At 73.1% G+C, this 17,324-nt stretch carries 11 protein-coding genes; 10 read left to right on the top strand and 1 reads right to left on the bottom strand.

Annotation, left to right across the window (positions count from 1 at the left end):
* Positions 1-18: 18 nt before the first annotated feature.
* The gene (locus OP86_RS01485) at positions 19-618 is read right to left on the bottom strand and encodes a hypothetical protein (RefSeq protein WP_030057333.1); all 600 of its coding nucleotides are present in this window, start codon (positions 616-618) and stop codon (positions 19-21) included.
* Positions 619-1,377: 759 nt separating this feature from the next.
* On the opposite strand from OP86_RS01485, the gene OP86_RS01480 reads away from it, so the two are divergent.
* The 10 genes from OP86_RS01480 (at position 1,378) to OP86_RS01435 (ending at position 17,322) form a co-directional block, all read left to right on the top strand.
* Entirely contained in the window at positions 1,378-2,862 is a 1,485-nt protein-coding gene (locus OP86_RS01480) for a sugar transferase (RefSeq protein WP_245231761.1), read from the top strand.
* A gap of 73 nt (positions 2,863-2,935) precedes the next feature.
* The gene (locus tag OP86_RS01475; RefSeq protein ID WP_030057331.1) at positions 2,936-4,252 is read left to right on the top strand and encodes a nucleotide sugar dehydrogenase; all 1,317 of its coding nucleotides are present in this window, start codon (positions 2,936-2,938) and stop codon (positions 4,250-4,252) included.
* Positions 4,242-5,537, top strand: a complete 1,296-nt coding sequence (locus OP86_RS01470; protein ID WP_030057330.1) for a glycosyltransferase family 4 protein — start codon at positions 4,242-4,244, stop codon at positions 5,535-5,537. The genes OP86_RS01475 and OP86_RS01470 overlap by 11 nt, the downstream gene beginning before the upstream one ends.
* Positions 5,534-6,898 carry a Wzz/FepE/Etk N-terminal domain-containing protein gene (locus tag OP86_RS01465; protein WP_033330598.1) on the top strand — a complete coding sequence of 455 codons (1,365 nt, stop codon included), beginning with the start codon at positions 5,534-5,536 and terminating at the stop codon, positions 6,896-6,898. The genes OP86_RS01470 and OP86_RS01465 overlap by 4 nt, the downstream gene beginning before the upstream one ends.
* A complete protein-coding gene (locus tag OP86_RS01460) occupies positions 6,895-8,424 on the top strand; it encodes a Wzz/FepE/Etk N-terminal domain-containing protein (RefSeq protein ID WP_030057329.1) in 1,530 nt (509 codons plus the stop codon). The genes OP86_RS01465 and OP86_RS01460 overlap by 4 nt, the downstream gene beginning before the upstream one ends.
* A 3-nt stretch (positions 8,425-8,427) precedes the next feature.
* Positions 8,428-10,350, top strand: coding sequence for an asparagine synthase (glutamine-hydrolyzing) (asnB, locus tag OP86_RS01455; protein WP_033330596.1), 1,923 nt, complete (start codon positions 8,428-8,430; stop codon positions 10,348-10,350).
* 45 nt (positions 10,351-10,395) lie between these two features.
* On the top strand, positions 10,396-12,612 hold the full coding sequence (locus tag OP86_RS01450) for a bi-domain-containing oxidoreductase (RefSeq protein ID WP_030057326.1): 2,217 nt from the start codon (positions 10,396-10,398) through the stop codon (positions 12,610-12,612).
* Entirely contained in the window at positions 12,609-14,567 is a 1,959-nt protein-coding gene (locus OP86_RS01445; protein ID WP_030057325.1) for an alginate lyase family protein, read from the top strand. Before OP86_RS01450 ends, OP86_RS01445 begins: the two co-directional genes overlap by 4 nt.
* A gap of 9 nt (positions 14,568-14,576) precedes the next feature.
* On the top strand, positions 14,577-16,094 hold the full coding sequence (locus tag OP86_RS01440) for a right-handed parallel beta-helix repeat-containing protein (protein WP_030057324.1): 1,518 nt from the start codon (positions 14,577-14,579) through the stop codon (positions 16,092-16,094).
* Positions 16,087-17,322 (top strand): hypothetical protein, encoded by a 1,236-nt coding sequence (locus OP86_RS01435; RefSeq protein WP_051829535.1) that lies wholly within the window; start codon positions 16,087-16,089, stop codon positions 17,320-17,322. The genes OP86_RS01440 and OP86_RS01435 overlap by 8 nt, the downstream gene beginning before the upstream one ends.
* Positions 17,323-17,324: the final 2 nt, after the last annotated feature.

The following is a 17,324-nucleotide window of genomic DNA, read 5'->3' as shown; positions in this document are numbered from 1 at the left end:
GTGGGAGCTGTTGCGCAGCTAGTCCGCGGACAGCTTGCCCTCAAGGTCCTGGTTGGGCCACGAGCGGTCCTTGAGCAGGTAGGTGAGGTTCTTGTTCCGACTCGGGTCGAGGAATTCCTGTGCTGCCGCCGGGTCGCTCTTCATCTGCTTCATCAGGGAACCCAACGGGTCCCCCGCGCCGGCCTTGAGGGACCAGTCCGGGCCCCAGAGGTCCTCGCCCTTGGTCTTGCTGCCGTGTTCGTTCTTCGATCCCTTGGGCAGGCTCCAGCTCACCGTGCCGTCCGCGGAGACGGTCAGGTCGTCGGCCTGCGCGTCGTGGAGCGCCGAGTCGAGGTCGCGGCGGGCGGCCGCGAAGTCCGCGGCGGCGGTCTTCATGATCGCGGCGAGGGCGGTGGCGACGGCCGAGGCCTGCTTGAAGTCGCCGTCGATGGCCTGAAGCGTCTTGGTCGCCTCGTCGGCGGCCGCACCCTGCCAACCGGCCCGCTGCGCGGTGCCGGTGAGGTCCTTGGTGACCCGACCGTCCAGGGCCGTGAGGGTCCTGGCCACACCGGCCCACGCCTCGGCGGCTTCTGATACCCCGGAGAAGTCGGCCTCGTGCAGTTCCTTGAAGGACACCATCTGTCTGAAATTCCCCCCGTCCTACCGGACCGCGCGCAGATCGGCGGCGGTGCCGACCTCGTTGCCGTGGTAGTACTGCTGACTCCGATCGAGGCTGTTGGCAGCGGTGTTGACCTTGTCGTACACCGACGCACCCCCTGTAGCCGAAGGTCGCACGGGGAGTACACGGCTCGACGAAGCGGGCGAGGAACGACCGAGGGGTTCGACGGTCGGCTGACGTCGGCACAGGTCACCGGGTGGGTCTGCGTGTTCAGGTCAGCGGCGGGACGTGACCGTTCGGTTGATCAAGGTTCAGATATCGTGCACGTGTTTCACACATCCCCCTCTTCTGACGGCCTCGATGCTCTACATTGATTTTTGCTTCGCCCGTTTGGACACGTGGCGACGATCAGTGATCTACATGTCCGGCGTTGTGGGCAGCCATTTTGTCGCGTCCCCGGCGTCAGGCGTGGGGGTGATCAATTTCTTGGGGCCCGCGAGTGGGCTCCGGGTGTGGGGGAGCAACCGTCGACGGGTTCCCGTCTGCCGCGAAATCCGGCGGGACGGGTGAGTCGCCTGCCGCCGGGCGGGATGTTCGATCAGCGCTGCAAGAACCGATGTGCCATGCGCGGGAGGCGGGGGCCTCCCGGAGGGAGGAACAGCGCGGCGCGGGGGGCGGGGCCTCCCGAGGGGACGAACAGTGCGGGAGGCGCCGGCCTCCCGGGGGGAGGAATCGTGTGGAGTGAGCACGTCGAACCCACTGGCGACCTGGGGGGGGCTGTGGAGCAGGAGGAGGGGGAGTTAGTCAGCCCGTTTCTGGCGGCGCGCGGGCGTCCGGGGAACGGGAGAATCAGCCGACCCGGGGTCGATTGGGAGCAGCAGTACCGCCGTGCTGTGATCATCAGCGATACCGTGGCCACCGCCTTCGTGGTGGCGGCGATAGGTGGCTTCTTCGGGGTTCGGGACGCGGCCAACTGGCACGAGAAATGGGGAATTCTCGCTTTCGGCACCGAACTGCTGGTGCTGGGGGCGCTGGCGGTGACAAGGTCCTGGGCTCCGGCCGTGCTCGGCCAGGGCGCCGAGGAGTTCCGCAGGCTCGGACGCGCGCTGTTCACGGCGGCCGTCGTCCTGTCGCTCGGCGGGATCGCCCTGACCTCGCGCAACATCAAACTCTGGATCTTCGTCGCGATCCCGGCGATCACGGTCGTCACCATGACCGAGCGGTATCTGCTGCGCCTGTGGCTGCACAAGCAGCGCAACCGTGGTCGGTGTCTGCGCCCGGTGCTCGCCGCCGGGGGCCTGGCCACCGTGCGCGACCTGATCGCCCGGACCCGCAAGTTCCCGCACCTGGGCTGGCGGGTGGAGGCGGTGTGCACGCCGGACGGTCTCGGGCTGGGCGGTGACCGGCTGGACGGAGTGCCGGTCGTCGGCCGGCTGACGGACGTCGCCAACCACGTCCGCCGCGACGGCTACCGGGTCGTCGCGGTCACCCCGGACCCGCACTGGTCGCCGGACCGGCTGCAGCGGCTGGCCTGGAACCTCGAAGGCAGCGATGCCGAGATGGTCGTGGCCCCCGTGCTGATGGAGGTGGCCGGCCCGCGGCTGCACGTCGACGCGGTGCTCGGGATCCCGATGCTGCGGGTCAGCATGCCGACGTTCACCGGGGGCCGCCGGGCGGTCAAAGGGGTCGTCGACCGGCTGGGCGCCGCGCTCCTGCTGGTCCTGTTCACACCGCTGATGGTGCTGGTCGGGCTGGTCGTGATGGTGGACAGCCGGGGCGGGGCGCTCTACCGCCAGCACCGGGTCGGCAAGGACGGCCGCGAGTTCACCCTGTTCAAGTTCCGCACCATGGTGGCCGGGGCCGACCGGGCCCGTGCCCAGCTGGCCGACCGCAACGAGGGCGCCGGCCTGCTGTTCAAGCTCCGCCGGGATCCGCGGGTGACCCGGGTGGGAGGGGTGCTGCGCCGGTACTCGCTCGACGAGCTCCCGCAGCTCCTCAACGTGCTCACCGGCTCGATGTCGCTCGTCGGCCCGCGGCCTCCGCTGCCGGAGGAGTCGGCCGCGTACGGCCCGGACATCCGGCGGCGGCTGCTCGTCAAGCCCGGGCTGACCGGCCTGTGGCAGATCAGCGGGCGCAGCGACCTGCCCTGGGAGGAGGCGGTCCGGCTGGACCTGCGGTACGTGGAGGACTGGTCGCTCGCACTCGACGCGGTGATCTTGTGGAAGACGCTGCGTGCGGTGCTCCAGGGCCAGGGGGCGTACTGATGCGCCGGGGGCGCCGTCCGGTCGGCGCGCGGATGGCAGGCCGCAACGGCCTGCCCGAGGGGAGGAACGCGTCATGAGGGTCAGTGTCCTGGGGCTCGGTTACGTGGGCTGCGTGTCGGCCGCGTGCCTGGCCAGCCTGGGTCACGAGGTCATCGGGGTGGACGTGAACCAGGTGAAGGTCGACCTGGTCAACGACGGCAAGGCCCCGGTGGTCGAGGAACGGATCGGCGAGCTCATCGCCGAGGTCGTACGGACCGGGGCGTTGCGCGCCACCGGCGACGTCCGCGAGGCGATCATGGGCAGCGACGTGTCGCTGGTCTGCGTCGGCACGCCGTCGGAGCCCAACGGCAGCCTGTGCACCACGTACCTGGAGCGGGTCACCGAGGAGATCGGTGCCGCGGTGGCCGAGCGGGGCGGGCGGCAGACCGTCGTGTTCCGCAGCACCATGCTGCCGGGCACCTGCCTGGACCTGCTGGTACCGATCCTGGAGAAGTACGCCGGCGGCACGGCCGGGGTGGACTTCGGGGTCGCCGTCAACCCGGAGTTCCTGCGCGAGGGCACCAGTGTGCGGGACTTCTTCGACCCGCCGAAGACCGTCATCGGCGAGCTCGACCCGGCGAGCGGCGACGTGGTCGCGGCGCTGTACGACGGACTGCCCGGCGAGGTGTTCCGGGTGCCCGTCCCGACGGCCGAGGCGATCAAGTACGCGGACAACGCCTTCCACGGGCTCAAGATCGGCTTCGCGAACGAGCTGGGCGCGGTGTGCCGGGCGCTCGGGGTGGACTCGCACCAGGTGATGGACGTGTTCCTGGCCGACCGCAAGCTGAACATCAGCCCCGCCTACCTGCGGCCCGGCTTCGCCTTCGGCGGCTCCTGCCTGCCCAAGGACCTGCGCAGCCTGGTCCACGCGGCGCAGCGGGCCGACGTCTCGGTGCCCATCCTCGCCCACGTGCTGCCCTCCAACGCCGAACACCTGCAGCGCGCGGTGGAGTTGGTCGAGCGCACCGGCAGGCGCCGGGTGGGCCTGTTCGGCCTGTCCTTCAAGCCCGGCACCGACGACCTGCGCGAGAGCCCGCTCGTCGAGCTCGCGGAGCGGCTCTTCGGCAAGGGCTACGACCTGCGGATCTACGACCCCAACGTGAACCTCTCCCGGCTGCTCGGCGCGAACCGCGAGTACATCGAGACCCGGCTGCCGCACCTCGCGCAGCTGCTCGCGGAGTCCGTCGACGAGGTGCTCGACCATGCCGAGGTGTGCGTGGTCGGCACCAGGGACCCGGCCGTGCTGTCGGCGCTGCCCCAGGGCGGCGGCCGGATGATCGTCGACCTCATCCGCCTTCCCGACGCCGAGGCGCGCCGGGCCGAACCGGGGTACGTGGGCCTTGCTTGGTGACACATCGTTCGATGACGCGGTCGGCGGCGACGGGCGGGCCCGTCGCGCGCTGATCCTGGTGGAGAACCTCTCGGTGCCGTTCGACCGGCGGGTGTGGCAGGAGTGCACGACGCTGCGCGACGCGGGCTGGGAGGTGCACGTCATCTGCCCGCAGGGAGAGAAGCGGGACACCGAGCCGGAAGCGGTGATCGACGGGGTGCGGATCCACCGCTACCCGTTGCGCGCCGCCACCGGAGGGCCGGCCGGCTACCTGCGGGAGTACGGATCGGCGCTGTGGCACACCATCCGACTGGCCCGCAGGGTCGGCCCGGTCGACGTCGTGCACGCCTGCAACCCGCCCGACCTGCTGTTCCTGCCGGCGCTGTGGCTGAAGCGGCGCGGCGCGCGGTTCGTCTTCGACCAGCACGACCTGGTGCCCGAGCTGTACCTCTCCCGGTTCGACCGCGGCGAGGACCTGCTCTACCGCGCCGTGTGCGCGCTGGAACGGCGGACCTACCGGGCCGCGGACATCGTGCTCGCCACGAACGAGAGCTACCGGGACGTCGCGCTGCGCCGCGGCGGTCGGCGGCCCGAGGACGTCTTCGTGGTACGCAGCGCGCCGGACACCGACCGGTTCCGGCCGGTACCGCCGGAGCCGGAGCTGAAGCGCGGCAAGCCCCATCTGCTGTGCTACCTGGGCGTCATGGGCCCGCAGGACGGCGTCGACTACGCCCTTCGGGCCCTCGCGAAGCTGCGCGACGAGCTCGGGCGGACCGACTGGCACGCGGTGTTCGTCGGCGGCGGCGACACCTTCGACGCGATGGTGGAGCTGTCCCGGCGGCTCGGGCTCTCGGAGCAGGTGGAGTTCACCGGGCGCGTTCCGGACGCCGACCTGGTGCGCTACCTGTCCACCGCGGACGTGTGCCTCTCCCCCGACCCGCGCAATCCGCTCAACGACGTGTCGACCATGAACAAGGTCCTGGAGTACATGGTGATGGGCCGGCCGATCGTCTCCTTCGACCTCCGGGAGGCGCGGGTCTCCGCCGGTGACGCCGCCGTCTACGCCCGCGCCGACGACGAGGCCGAGTTCGCCGGGCTGATCGCGCAGCTGCTGGACGATCCGGAGCGGCGGGCCCTGATGGGCAAGATCGGCCAGGAGCGGATCAACGGGCCGCTCGCCTGGCGCAATTCCCAGCGGTCGCTGCTCGCCGCCTACGCCGCCGCCTGCCGCACGCCCGTGCGGGGCAGCCACGCTCCGGTGTCGGCGGACGGCCGGGACCGGCCGGGGAGAAGGCCGCGCCGTTGAGCGATGACACGATACGCCTGGTCACGATCGGCCGGATCCTCCGTCGGCGCTGGCGGCTCCTCGCCGTCCTCGCCGCGGTGGGTGCGCTCGTCGGCTACGGCGCCTCCCTGCTGTTCCCGCCGCAGTACACGGCCTCGGCGTCGGTGCTGCTGCCGGGGGTCTGGCAGGAGCGCGAACTGCTGACCCAGGCGGAGATCGCGAACAGTTCGGTGGTGGTCGGCCGGGCGGCCGCCGCGCTCAACTGGCCCGGGGTCGGCGGCGGCAAGCTGCAGGACCGGGTGAGCGCCACGGCCGCGGACGGGAACATCATCAAGATCTCGGGCACGGCCGAAACCCCGGAGCGCGCCCAGCAGCTCTCCGACCAGGTGGCCCGGCAGTTCGTCACCTTCGCCGCGCGGATGGCGGGCGACGGCACCGACCCCGCGGTGGCGCAGCCCGACGAGCTGCGGCAGCTGGTGGCGCAGGCCGGCCGACGCATCACCGAACTGGCCGATGCGACCAATCCGGGGCAGACGGTGGAGAGCGTGCAGACCCGCACCGAGCTCGCGAAGCTGCGCACCGCGCTGCAGGACGCCGTCAAGAAGCTGGACCAGGTCGACCCGGCCGCCGCCAAGGCCAACATGGTCGTCATGGGGCCGGCCCCCCGGCCGTCCGCCGAGGCGCCGCCGACGGCCGTGCAGCTGATCGCCGCCGGGGCGCTGCTGTTCTTCCTGCTCGGGGTCGTCGGCCATCTCGCCGCCGCACGGATGAGCCGCCGGCTGCGCACCGAACCGGAGCTCGCCGCGGCACTGGGCGCGGTGGCTCTGGGCACCGTCGACGTACCCGGCGACCGGCCCGCGCACCGGCCGCGGGGCCGTGGCCCGCGGGGGCTCGCCCGCCGGCTGCTGGGCCTCGACGTCCGGTGGGACGCGCCGACCCCGCAGGCCTCCGGCGACGAGGCCGGCCGGCAGCTCCGCTACCGGCGGGTATGTGCCCGCCTCCGGGAGCAACTGCCGTCCGCCCGGCGGCTGCTGGTCGTCGTCCCGGACGGCGACGGGACCGCCCTGCGGGCCGCCGGGCAGCTCGTCGACGAGGCGGCGGGCGATCCGCTGCTGCGGGTGGTGGAGGTCTCGGTGTCCCGGCCGCTGGTGCCGGACCGCGACGACGAGGCCGGTGCCCTGGTCGTGCTCAGCGCGGGCAGCTGGACGGCGGCGGAGCTCGCCGGCCTCGCCGGGGCGTGTGCGGACGCCGGGTACCAGGTCGTCGGCGTCGTCGTCGCCGGCGCGGTCCGGGCCCGTCCGACGCGCTCGGACGGCCGACCTCCGGAGGGCGCCGCGCCGGCGCTCGCGGTCGGCGCCGACGCGGGGAGAGGTTCGGGGTGACGACGAGCACGGCTTCGGAGTCGTCGACCGCCTCGCCGCTGCTGGACCTCCAGGCCCTGGTGGTGGCGGTGCGCCGGCGGCGGCGCCTGTGGTGTGCCCTGGCGCTGGTCGGGATGCTGCTCGGCGCGGCGGTGGCCGTCCTGCTGCCGCCACCGCCGAGTGCGGTGACCAAGGTGCTGGTCGCGCACCAGGCGGACCAGCCGAACGACCCCGGAACGCTGATCCGCACCGACGTCGCCCTGCTGCAGACCACGGGGATCGCCGGTGCGGCGCTGAAGTCCCTCGGCTCCTCGGAGAAGCCGGAGGACTTCATGCCCGACTACGCGGGCACCGGACTGACCAACAACCTGCTGCAGATCACCGTGAAGGGGCACAGCGACGCGGAGGCGGTGGCCCGGGCCAAGGCGCTGGCCGAGGCCTTCGTCGCGGACCACGTCCGGCGGCTCCAGGAAGCCGCCGACGCCGAGTCCAAGGCCCTGCTCGACCAGCGCGACCGGCTGACCGCCGAACTCGCCCAGGTGAACAAGGCGATCGGGGACGCTGCCTCGCAGAGCGGGCCGCAGGCGTCGGCGAACCGGGAGTCGCTCTTCGCCAGCCGGGCCGAACTCACTTCGCGGATCACCGACTTCGGCCAGCGCGCCGCGGAGGCGCGGGTCGGCACGCCCCGGCTCGTCGCCGGCACCCAGATCGTGGACGCCCCCCGCGCGGAGAAGCACGCCGTGACCAGAACGGCTGCCACCGACGCCGCGATCGGGCTCGTCCTCGGGCTCGTCCTCGGACTCGCGGTGGCCGCGGTCGGCGCGGTGGTGGCGGACCGCCCGGTGCTGCGCCGGGAGATCGCGGCGAACCTCGGCGCCTCGGTCCTCGCGGAGCTGCCCCGCACACCCCGGCGGCGGGCCGGGCGGTGGCAGCGCCGACGGACCCGGCAGGCCCGGACCAGGCTCACCGCGACCCTGGCCCGCACCGTGCGCGGCGGCACCGAAGCGGTGTCGCTGCTGGAACTGGGCTGTGCGCGCAGCGCGAGCGAGCTCGCCGTCGACCTCGCCGGGGCGCTGGCGCAGGACGGGCCGGTGGTCGTCGTCGACGGCCTGCCCGGCCGCCGGCTCGCCAAGCGCCGCCCGCGGCCGGGCGATCCGGCCGTGGTCGGCGGCGAACGCGCCGCGGACGCGCCGGAGCAGGGGCGCCGGCTCGGCGTCGGCTCGGTGGCACCCGGCACCGCGTGGACCGACCTGCGGCACCTCGGCACCAGGACGGTGCTGGTCGTGCGCGCCGGGCACGGCAGCGCCGCCTGGCTGCACACCGTGGCACGGCAACTCGCCGACCAGCACATCCCGGTGCTCGGCGTGGTGCTGATCGACCCCGATCCGCGCGACCGGACCGACGGCACGCTGTGGGACGGGCGGCACACCGCACTGCGCGGCCGGACCGAGCTGCCCGCCCGGCCGAACGGGACGGGCCGGCGGCTGACCGAACGACGACCGATCCGGACCGTACCGGTCCCGGACGAGAACCAGGAGGCGAGGTAGCACATGTGTGGCATCGCGGGCACGTACCGCTGGCCGGACGGCAAGGCCGTGACCGACCTGCTCACCGAGACCCTCGCCCACCGCGGCCCGGACGGGGCGGGCCGGTACAGCCACCCCGTCGGTGACGGCGAAGTACACCTCGGGCACCGCCGGTTGGCCATCATCGACCTGTCCGGGACGGGCGCCCAGCCGATGGTCTCGGACGGCCTCGTCCTGACGTACAACGGCGAGCTGTACAACGCGCCCGAGCTGCGGGCCGAACTGGCGGCCGCCGGGGTGCGCTTCCGCGGCACCTCCGACACCGAGGTGCTGCTGGAGGCCTGGCGGCGCTGGGGCACGGACTGCCTGCCCCGGCTGCGCGGCATGTTCGCGTTCGGGATCTTCGACGAGCGAACCGGTGAGCTGGTGCTCGCCCGCGACCAACTCGGCATCAAGCCGCTGTTCCTGCTGCGGCGCGGTGAGGGCCTGGTGTTCGCCTCCGAGCTCAAGGCCCTCGCCGCCGCCACCGGCGGGTCGCTGCAGGTGGACCATGCGGCGCTGGTCGCCTCGCTGCTGTACTACTGGGTGCCGGACTCCCGGTGCGCGTTCCGCGAGGCGGAGAAGCTGCCGCCGGGCAGCTGGCTGCGGTGCCGGCCCGACGGCCGGGTGGAGCGCGGCCGGTACTGGCACCTGCGGGAGGTCGCCGCCGAGGGCCGGGAGCGGGCCCTGGCCGGCGAGCGGCCGGACCTCGCCGCCGTCGTCGAGGAGTCGACCCGGCGCCATCTGCTCTCCGACGTGCCCGTGGCGACCTTCCTCTCCGGCGGCCTGGACTCCAGCTACCTGACCGCGCTGGCGGCCCGCGACCACCCCGGGATCTCCGCCTACACGATCGGGTTCCGCGCCGAGGACGCCAGGTTCGAGGCGATGCCGGACGACCTGCGCTACGCCCGGCAGGTGGCCGAGCGCTTCGGCGTCGACCTGCACGAGATCGAGATCGCCCCGAACGTGCTCGACCTGCTGCCGCGGATGACGTACCACCTGGACGAGCCGATCGGCGACCCCGCCGCGATCAACACCTTCCTGATCTGCTCGGCCGCCCGGGAGGCCGGGGTCAAGGTGATGCTCTCGGGGATGGGCGCCGACGAGCTGTTCGCCGGCTACCGCAAGCACCTGGCCAACCTGATCGCGCTGCGCTACCAGCGCGTCCCGCGGCCCCTGCGGCGCGGCCTGTCCGCCGCCGTGGACCGGCTGCCGGTCGCCTCGGCCCGCCGGGGCTACCGGTCCGTGCGGTTCGCGAAGCGGTTCCTCTCCTTCGCCGATCTGCCCGAGGAGACGGCCTTCCGGCGCAGCTACACCATGTACGACCGGGACGAACTGCTCGCCCTGGTCGACCCGGACCTGGCCGGGACGGTCGAGGACGTGCTGACCGAGCACGCGGACGTCTACCGGGACAACGACCTCGACGACTTCGTCAACCGCATGTGCCTGGGCGACGCCCGGATGTTCCTGCCGGGCCTGAACCTCGCGTACACGGACCGCTCCAGCATGGCCGCCTCGACCGAGGTCCGGGTGCCGTACGTGGACGTCGAGGTGGTCAGGGCCGCGTTCTCCGTGCCCGGCGACCGCAAGATCGTCGGACGGCAGGGCAAGGCCGTGCTCAAGGAGGCGGCCACCTCGATCCTGCCCCGGGAGATCGTGTACCGGCCCAAGGGCCTGTTCAGCGCCCCGCTGCGGGCCTGGATGAGCCGGGACCTGGCGCCGCTGGTGCGCGAGGTGGTGCACGACGGCGTGCTCGTCAACTCCGGGCTGCTGCGGCGCGACGCGCTCGCGCGCATGGTCGCCGAGGACGCCGCCGGGCAGCGGGACTTCTCCAAGCACCTGTGGCACGTGCTGACCCTGGAGTACTGGTACCGCGACGCGACCTCCGGCTCCGGCCGGACCGCTTAGAAACCGCTTACCGCTGATTACCGCCGAGGAACAAGGGGACTTCCGGTGAAACAGGTCGTGCAGAACTACAAGAGCGGCGAGCTGGCGGTGCTCGACGTGCCGGTGCCGGGCTGCAAGCCGGGCGGGGTGCTGGTCCGCACCGTCTACTCGCTGATCTCCACCGGGACCGAGCTGATGAAGGTGTCCGAGGCCGGCATGTCGATGCTGGGCAAGGCGCGCTCCCGGCCGGACCAGGTGGCCAAGGTCATGCAGAGCGTGGCCACCAACGGGCTGCCCGCCACCTACCGCAAGGTGATGGGCAAGCTGGACTCCTACACGCCGCTGGGCTACTCGCTGTGCGGGGTGGTCGAGCAGGTCGGCGCCGGGGTCGACGACGTGAAGGTCGGCGACCTGGTGGCCTGCGCCGGCAACGAGCACGCGCTGCACGCCGAGTTGAACTGGGTGCCCAAGAACCTCTACACGCCGGTGCCGGACGGCCTCGCTCCCCGGCACGCGGCCTTCGGCACCGTCGGGTCGATCGCGCTGCAGGGCGTCCGCCAGGGCGAGCCGCAGCTCGGCGAGGTGGCGCTGGTCATCGGCCTCGGGCTGATCGGGCAGCTGGTGGTGCAGCTGCTCACCGCCGCGGGGGTGCGCGTCGTCGGCGCCGACCCCGACCCGGCGCGCTGCGAACTGGCCGCGCGGCTGGGCGCCGTGGCCTGCGGCGATCCCGGGTCCGCGGCCGTGGAGGCCGCCGTCGCCGAGCTGACCGGCGGTCACGGCGTGGACCAGGTGTACCTGGCCGCCGGCGGCGGCAGCAACCAACCCGTCGAGCTGGCCGCCCACTTGGCAAGGGACCGCGGCCGGGTCGTCGACATCGGCAAGTGCCGGCTGGACCTGCCGTGGAACGCGTACTACGAGAAGGAGCTCGACGTCCGGTTCTCCCGCTCGTACGGCCCCGGGCGCTACGACCCGGAGTACGAGCTGGCGGGGCGGGACTACCCGATCGGCTACGTGCGCTGGACGGAGCGCCGCAACCTGGCGTGCTTCCTCGACCTCCTCGCCCGCGGCCGCGTCGACGTGGAGCCGCTGGTCTCCCACATCGCCGCCTTCGACGACGCCGTCGAGACGTACCGGCGCCTGAAGGACGGCGAGTTGAAGGCCGTGGCGGTGCTGTTCCGCTACCCCGAGGCCGAGGGCGAGGGCGGGGCGCAGGCCCCGACGGTGGCGGTGCCCGCCGTACGACGCGACCAGCAGGCCACCCCGGCCCGGCCCGTGCGCGCCCGATCCGCGGGGACGCCGGTGCGGCTGGCCTTCGTCGGCGCGGGCAACTACGCGACGTCGATGCTGCTGCCGCACCTGGCACAGCGCGACGGCGTCGAGCTGTCCACCGTCGTCACCACCACGGCGCTGTCCGGGGCCAACGCGCAGCGCAAGTTCGGCTTCGGCCGGGCGACCACCGATCTCGACGCCGTGCTCGGCGACGAGTCGATCGACGCGGTGTTCGTGGTCACCCGGCACAGCTCCCACGCCGAACTGACCCGGCAGGCGCTGCTGGCCGGCAAGGCGGTGTTCGTGGAGAAGCCGCTGGCCCTCACCGAGGACGAGCTGGCCGGCGTGCTCGCGGCGGTGGAGGAGTCCGGCAACGACCGCTTGCAGGTGGGCTTCAACCGCCGGTTCGCGCCGCTGCTGCGGGAGGCCAGGGCGCGGTTCGGCGCCCGGACCGGGCCGGCGAGCCTGCGGTACCTGGTCAACGCGGGCCGGCTGCAGCACGGCAGCTGGTACCTCCAACAGGGCACCGAGGGCTCGCGGTTCGCCGGCGAGGGCGGGCACTTCGTCGACACGGCGAGCTGGCTGCTGGGGTCCGACCCGGTCTCGGTGTACGCGGTCGCCGCCGCCGGCAACGAGGACCTCCAGGTCGTGCTGCGCTACCCGGACGGCTCCACCGCCACCCTCAGCTACGTCACCAGCGGCCCGGGCAGCTTCCCCAAGGAGACGCTGGACCTCGTCGCGGACGGCAAGGTGCTGAAGCTGGACGACTTCGTCCGCGCCTCGGTGTACTTCGACGGCACGGCCGGCCGCAGGCGGTGGGTCAGCTCGCGGCTGCCCAAGGCCCGGGACAAGGGACAGTCCGCCGAGTTGGCCGCGTTCGTCAAGGCCGTACGGACCGGCGGGCCGATGCCGGTGCCGCTGGAGTCGCTGGTCGCCACCACGGCGGCCACCCTCGCCGTGCAGGCCGGCCTGGCCGGCGGCGCGCCGGTGACGTTGGCGAGGGCGGCGCGATGACCATGAGCGCGGGCTGGTACCTGCGGCGGCTGTCCCGGATGGGACCGCGGGAGGTCGGCGGCCGGGTGGGCGACGCGGTGCGCAGGCGGCGGTGGCGCTCGGCGCCGCCGCCCGGCCCGGGCGTGACCGGCGCCCGGTTCACCGCGGTGCTGCCCGCCGGAACGATCGCCGCGGTGCCGGCGGACGCCGCGAAACGCCTCGTCGCCGAGGCGGACCGGTTGATGGACGGGCACGCCGAGTTCTTCGGGGTCGACCGCGCCGACCTGGCCGCCCCGGACTGGTGGCGCGACCCGAGGACCGGGCGCCGGGCGCCCGACGGCTACGCCTTCGACGTGCCGTACCGCGACGAGGACGAGGTCGGGGACATCAAGCAGATCTGGGAGCCGTCCCGGCACCAGTACCTGACCGTGCTCGCCGCCGCCTACGCGATCACCGGGAACGAGCGGTACGCCGAGCGGGTGGCCGAGCACCTGCGGTCGTGGTGGGCGGCCAACCCGCCGCTGCGCGGCGTGCACTGGATCAGCGGCATCGAGTTGGGCATCCGGCTGCTGTCCTGGGTGTGGATCCGCCGGCTGCTGGACGGCTGGCCGGGCGCGACCGCCCTGTTCGAGGGCAACCCGGTGGCGCTGCAGCAGATCTGGCACCACCAGCGCTGGCTGGCCGCCTTCCCCAGCCGGGGGTCCTCGGCGAACAACCACGTCATCGCGGAGGCCGCCGGGCAGTTCGCCGCGGCCTGCGCGTTCGGGTGGTTCCCCTCCTCGGCGCGGTGGCGCTCCGGCGCGCTGCGGTCGCTGGAACGGCACCTGCGCGGCAACACCTTCCCGTCCGGCCTCAACCGCGAGCTGGCCACCGAGTACCACGGACTCGTCCTGGAGCTCGGCCTGGCCGCGGTGGCCGAGGCGGACGCCGCCGCCGTGCCCGTCCCCGCGACCGTCCGGCTGGTCCTGCTGCGGATGACCGACGCGCTCGCGGCCGTCGTGGACGACCGCCTGCGGCCGCCGCGCCAGGGGGACGCGGACGACGGGCACGGTCTGGTCGTGGACGGCGCGGGCACCGACCGCTGGGCCTCGCTGCTGGCCACCGGCGGCGCGGTGTTCGGCCGGCTCCCCTGGTGGCCGGCGGTGACCGGCACCGATGTGCGCACCCCGCTGCTGGCCGCGCTCCTGCGGCCGTACGGGAAGCCCGGGACGACACCGGCGGTGACCCGCCCGGCGAGCCGGCGGGCCCACTTCGCCGACGCGGGCCTGACGATCCTGCGCGGTCCGGACGGGATCTGGTGCCGCTGCGACGGAGGGCCGCACGGGTTCCTGTCCATCGCCGCGCACGCCCACGCGGACGCGCTGTCCGTGGAGGTCCGGCACGACGGGGTCGACGTGCTCGCCGACCCGGGGACGTTCTGCTACCACGGGCAGCCCGAGTGGCGGCAGTACTTCCGGTCGACCCTCGGCCACAACACCCTCCAGGTGGACGGCGGTGACCAGTCCGTCTCCGGCGGCCCGTTCCTGTGGACCAGGCACGCCCGCAGCCGCGTCCTGGTCGCGGACACCTCCAGCACGGGGGTGGCCCGCTGGTGCGCCGAACACGACGGCTACCAGGGCTCGGTGCACCGCCGCCGGGTGGAGCTGACCGCCGCGAGCCGGGAGCTGCGGGTGGTCGACGAGGTGCGCGGCCCGCGCCGGGCCGTGCGCCTGGCCTTCCACCTCGGCCCGGCGATCACCGCGGACCTGACGGGGAACCGGGCCGTGCTCACCTGGACCAGGGACGGCGAGGAGCGCTCCGCCGTCCTCGACCTGGCCGGGCAGCTGTCCTGGCGGGCGCACCGCGGCGAGACCGACCCGCCGCTGGGCTGGTACTCCGCCGGCTTCGGACGCAAGGAGCCCGCCACCACGCTGGTCGGCAGCGGCTTCGCCGACGGCGGCGAGGGGTTCACCACCGTGCTCAGGTTCCAGGGTTAGGAGGGGCGGGTGGGGATCACGAGGCGGTACTGGGGGGCGGCGGCGCTGGCACTGGCCCTGCTGGCGACCGGCTGTACGAGCACATCGGACGCCCCGGCGGAGCCGACCGGTGCGCCGTCCACGCCCGTGGCCGTGGCCCGGGTGTGCGCCGCGCCCGCGCCCGGGCCGGCGACGGCGCCGACGGGCGCGGTGCCGGTCGACCCCACGGTGGTCGGCGACCTCGCGGCGAAGACCAAGGACAGCCCCCCGAACACCACCTTCTGGCTCCGCCCGGGGACGCACCGGCTCGAATCGGACCGGTACGCCCAGGTCGTCCCCAAGGAGGGGGACAGCTACCTCGGCGCGCCGGGCGCGGTGCTCGACGGCCAGCGGACCAACCAGTACGCATTCGGCGGCGCCGCCGGCAACGTGACCATCCGCTACCTGACCGTGCAGGGCTTCGTCGCGCCGCAGAACGAGGGCGTGGTCAACCACGACTCGGCCGACGGGTGGGTGATCGAGGACGCGACGATCCAGAACAACTCCGGCGCCGGGCTGATGGCCGGTGCCCACCAGCGGGTCCGCGCCGACTGCCTGCGCGGCAACGGACAGTACGGCATGAACGCCTACAAGGAAGGGGCCCCCGTCGACGATCTGCTGGTCGAGGGCAACGAGATCACGGCCAACAACACCGACGGGTGGGAGCAGCGGCAGCCGGGCTGCGGCTGCACCGGGGGCGTCAAGTTCTGGGCCGTCAACGGCGCCGACGTACGCGGCAACTGGGTGCACGACAACCGCGGGACCGGGCTGTGGGCGGACACCAACAACAACGACTTCCGCATCGAGGACAACGTGCTGGAGGCCAACGACGGTGCCGCGCTGATCTACGAGACCAGCTACAACGCCGTCATCCGGAACAACACGATCCGGCGGAACAACTGGGTCGAGGGCCGCAGATCCGCCGAGCGCGGCGACAACTTCCCCTATCCGACCGTCTACCTGTCCGAGTCCGGCGGCGAGCCGCGGGTGCCGGCCCGCACGGACCGGATCGAGATCTACCGGAACGTGCTGGAGGACAACTGGTCCGGGATCACCCTGTGGGAGAACGCCGACCGGTTCTGCAACAGCCCGGCCAACACCTCCTCCGGTGCCTGCACGTTGCTGGTGAAGGACACCGCGCGCTGCGCCCAGCCGACGATCACCAGCGATCCGCTGTACACCGACTGCCGGTGGAAGACCCAGCGGGTGGACATCCACGACAACCGCTTCACGCTGGACGCCTCCGTCGTCGGCTGCACGGTGAAGTGCGGCCGGATGGCGGTGCTGGCCAACTACGGCACCTATCCGGACTGGTCGCCGTACAAGGGGGACCCGGTGGCCGAGGCGGTCACCGAGAAGCAGCAGAACCGCTGGCACGACAACGTCTACCTCGGCCCGTGGAGCTTCGTCGCCCACGACCCGAGCCTGACGCTCGACTTCGCGCAGTGGCAGGGCGCGCCGTACCAGCAGGACGCGGGCAGCACCCTCCAGCCGCAGGCCGGTGGTTGAGGTGGACCGGGAGCCGACGTACCAGCCGAAGACCGTCGGGGTGGTCTGGGGGCTGCTGATCCTCAACACCCTCGGCTCCGCCGGGGCGCAGACCATCGTCCCGCTGCCCCGCTCCCTCATCCAGATGGCCACCATGGGCGCGCTGGTCTCCGCGTTCGCGCTGGCGCTGGTCCTCAACCTCCGGCTGCGCGTGCGGGCCAGCGCCCACCTGTTCCTGCTCACCCTGCTGCTGGTGCTGAGCGTGATCTCCAGCGCGCACCTGGTGTCCGGGTTCGGCGCGCTGTTCCGCTGCTTCCGGCTCTCGCTGTTCGTCGGCACGCTGTGGCTGCTGAGCCGCTGGTGGGACGGCGGCCACGGGTTCGTCCGGCACCACATCCGGCTGTACTTCGCGGTGCTCGTGTCGGTGGCCGCCGGCCTGGCCATCTCCCCGGGCGCGGCCATGCCCGAGCTCTACGGCGGGCGGCTGGTCGGCGCGCTGTGGCCGCTCACCCCGCCGCAGATCGGACAGTACGCCGCGGTGATCATCGGGCTCACCGTGCTGCTCCTGCTGGGCCGCCGGACCGACCGGGTCAGCGCGGCGGTGGTCATCGTGCCGTCGCTCCTCCTGCTCGCCCTGACCCACACCCGGACGGCCACCCTCGGCCTGCTCATCGGCTTGCTGCTGGCGATCGGCTCGCTCGTCCTGACCAGCGCCGCCGCCCGCCGGTTCTTCACCTGGTCGGTGCTGGTCGCCACGGTGGCCGCGGTGGGGTTGAGCTCCCTGCTGCAGGCGTGGTTCCTGCGCGGGCAGACCCAGGAGAACTTCTCCAACCTCACCGGCCGGGCCAAGGTCTGGGACGCCCTGCTGGCAGCACCCCGGACGACCACCGAGCAGCTGTTCGGCGCGGGCCTGGGCGACAAGTCGTTCGGCGGGCTGCCGATCGACAACAGCTGGCTGGCCGTCTACAACGAGCAGGGCCTGGCCGGCGTCGCCCTCGTGGCGGCGATCATCCTCGTGCTGGGCGGCGTCGCGCTGCTGCGGCCGCCGTCGCTGTCGAGGGCCTGCGCGATCTTCCTGATCAGCTACTGCGCGATCGCGTCGTACACCGAGGCCGGGCTGGGCGACGCCTCGCCGTACCTGCTGCACCTGACCGTGGCCGCCTCGCTGCTGGTGACGCCCGCCGCGGACGCTCCCCCGCCACTGCCCGACGTCCCTCGACGACGCGTACCGCAACAGGAGGTGACCTGACC

The sequence above is a fragment of the Streptomyces novaecaesareae genome, assembly GCF_000716875.1.
In the GTDB taxonomy this organism is placed as follows: Bacteria; Actinomycetota; Actinomycetes; order Streptomycetales; family Streptomycetaceae; genus Kitasatospora; species Kitasatospora novaecaesareae.
Note: the sequence above shows the minus strand (reverse complement) of the source record. Positions and strands in the feature narration are given on the sequence as shown.

What these genes read in the sequence shown, in the direction of transcription:
- OP86_RS01475 (WP_030057331.1), top strand. Translation starts at nt 2,936, where the DNA reads ATGAGGGTCAGTGTCCTGGGGCTCGGTTACGTGGGCTGCGTGTCGGCC.
- OP86_RS01445 (WP_030057325.1), top strand. Translation starts at nt 12,609, where the DNA reads ATGACCATGAGCGCGGGCTGGTACCTGCGGCGGCTGTCCCGGATGGGA.
- asnB (WP_033330596.1), top strand. Translation starts at nt 8,428, where the DNA reads ATGTGTGGCATCGCGGGCACGTACCGCTGGCCGGACGGCAAGGCCGTG.
- OP86_RS01485 (WP_030057333.1), bottom strand. Translation starts at nt 618, where the DNA reads ATGGTGTCCTTCAAGGAACTGCACGAGGCCGACTTCTCCGGGGTATCA.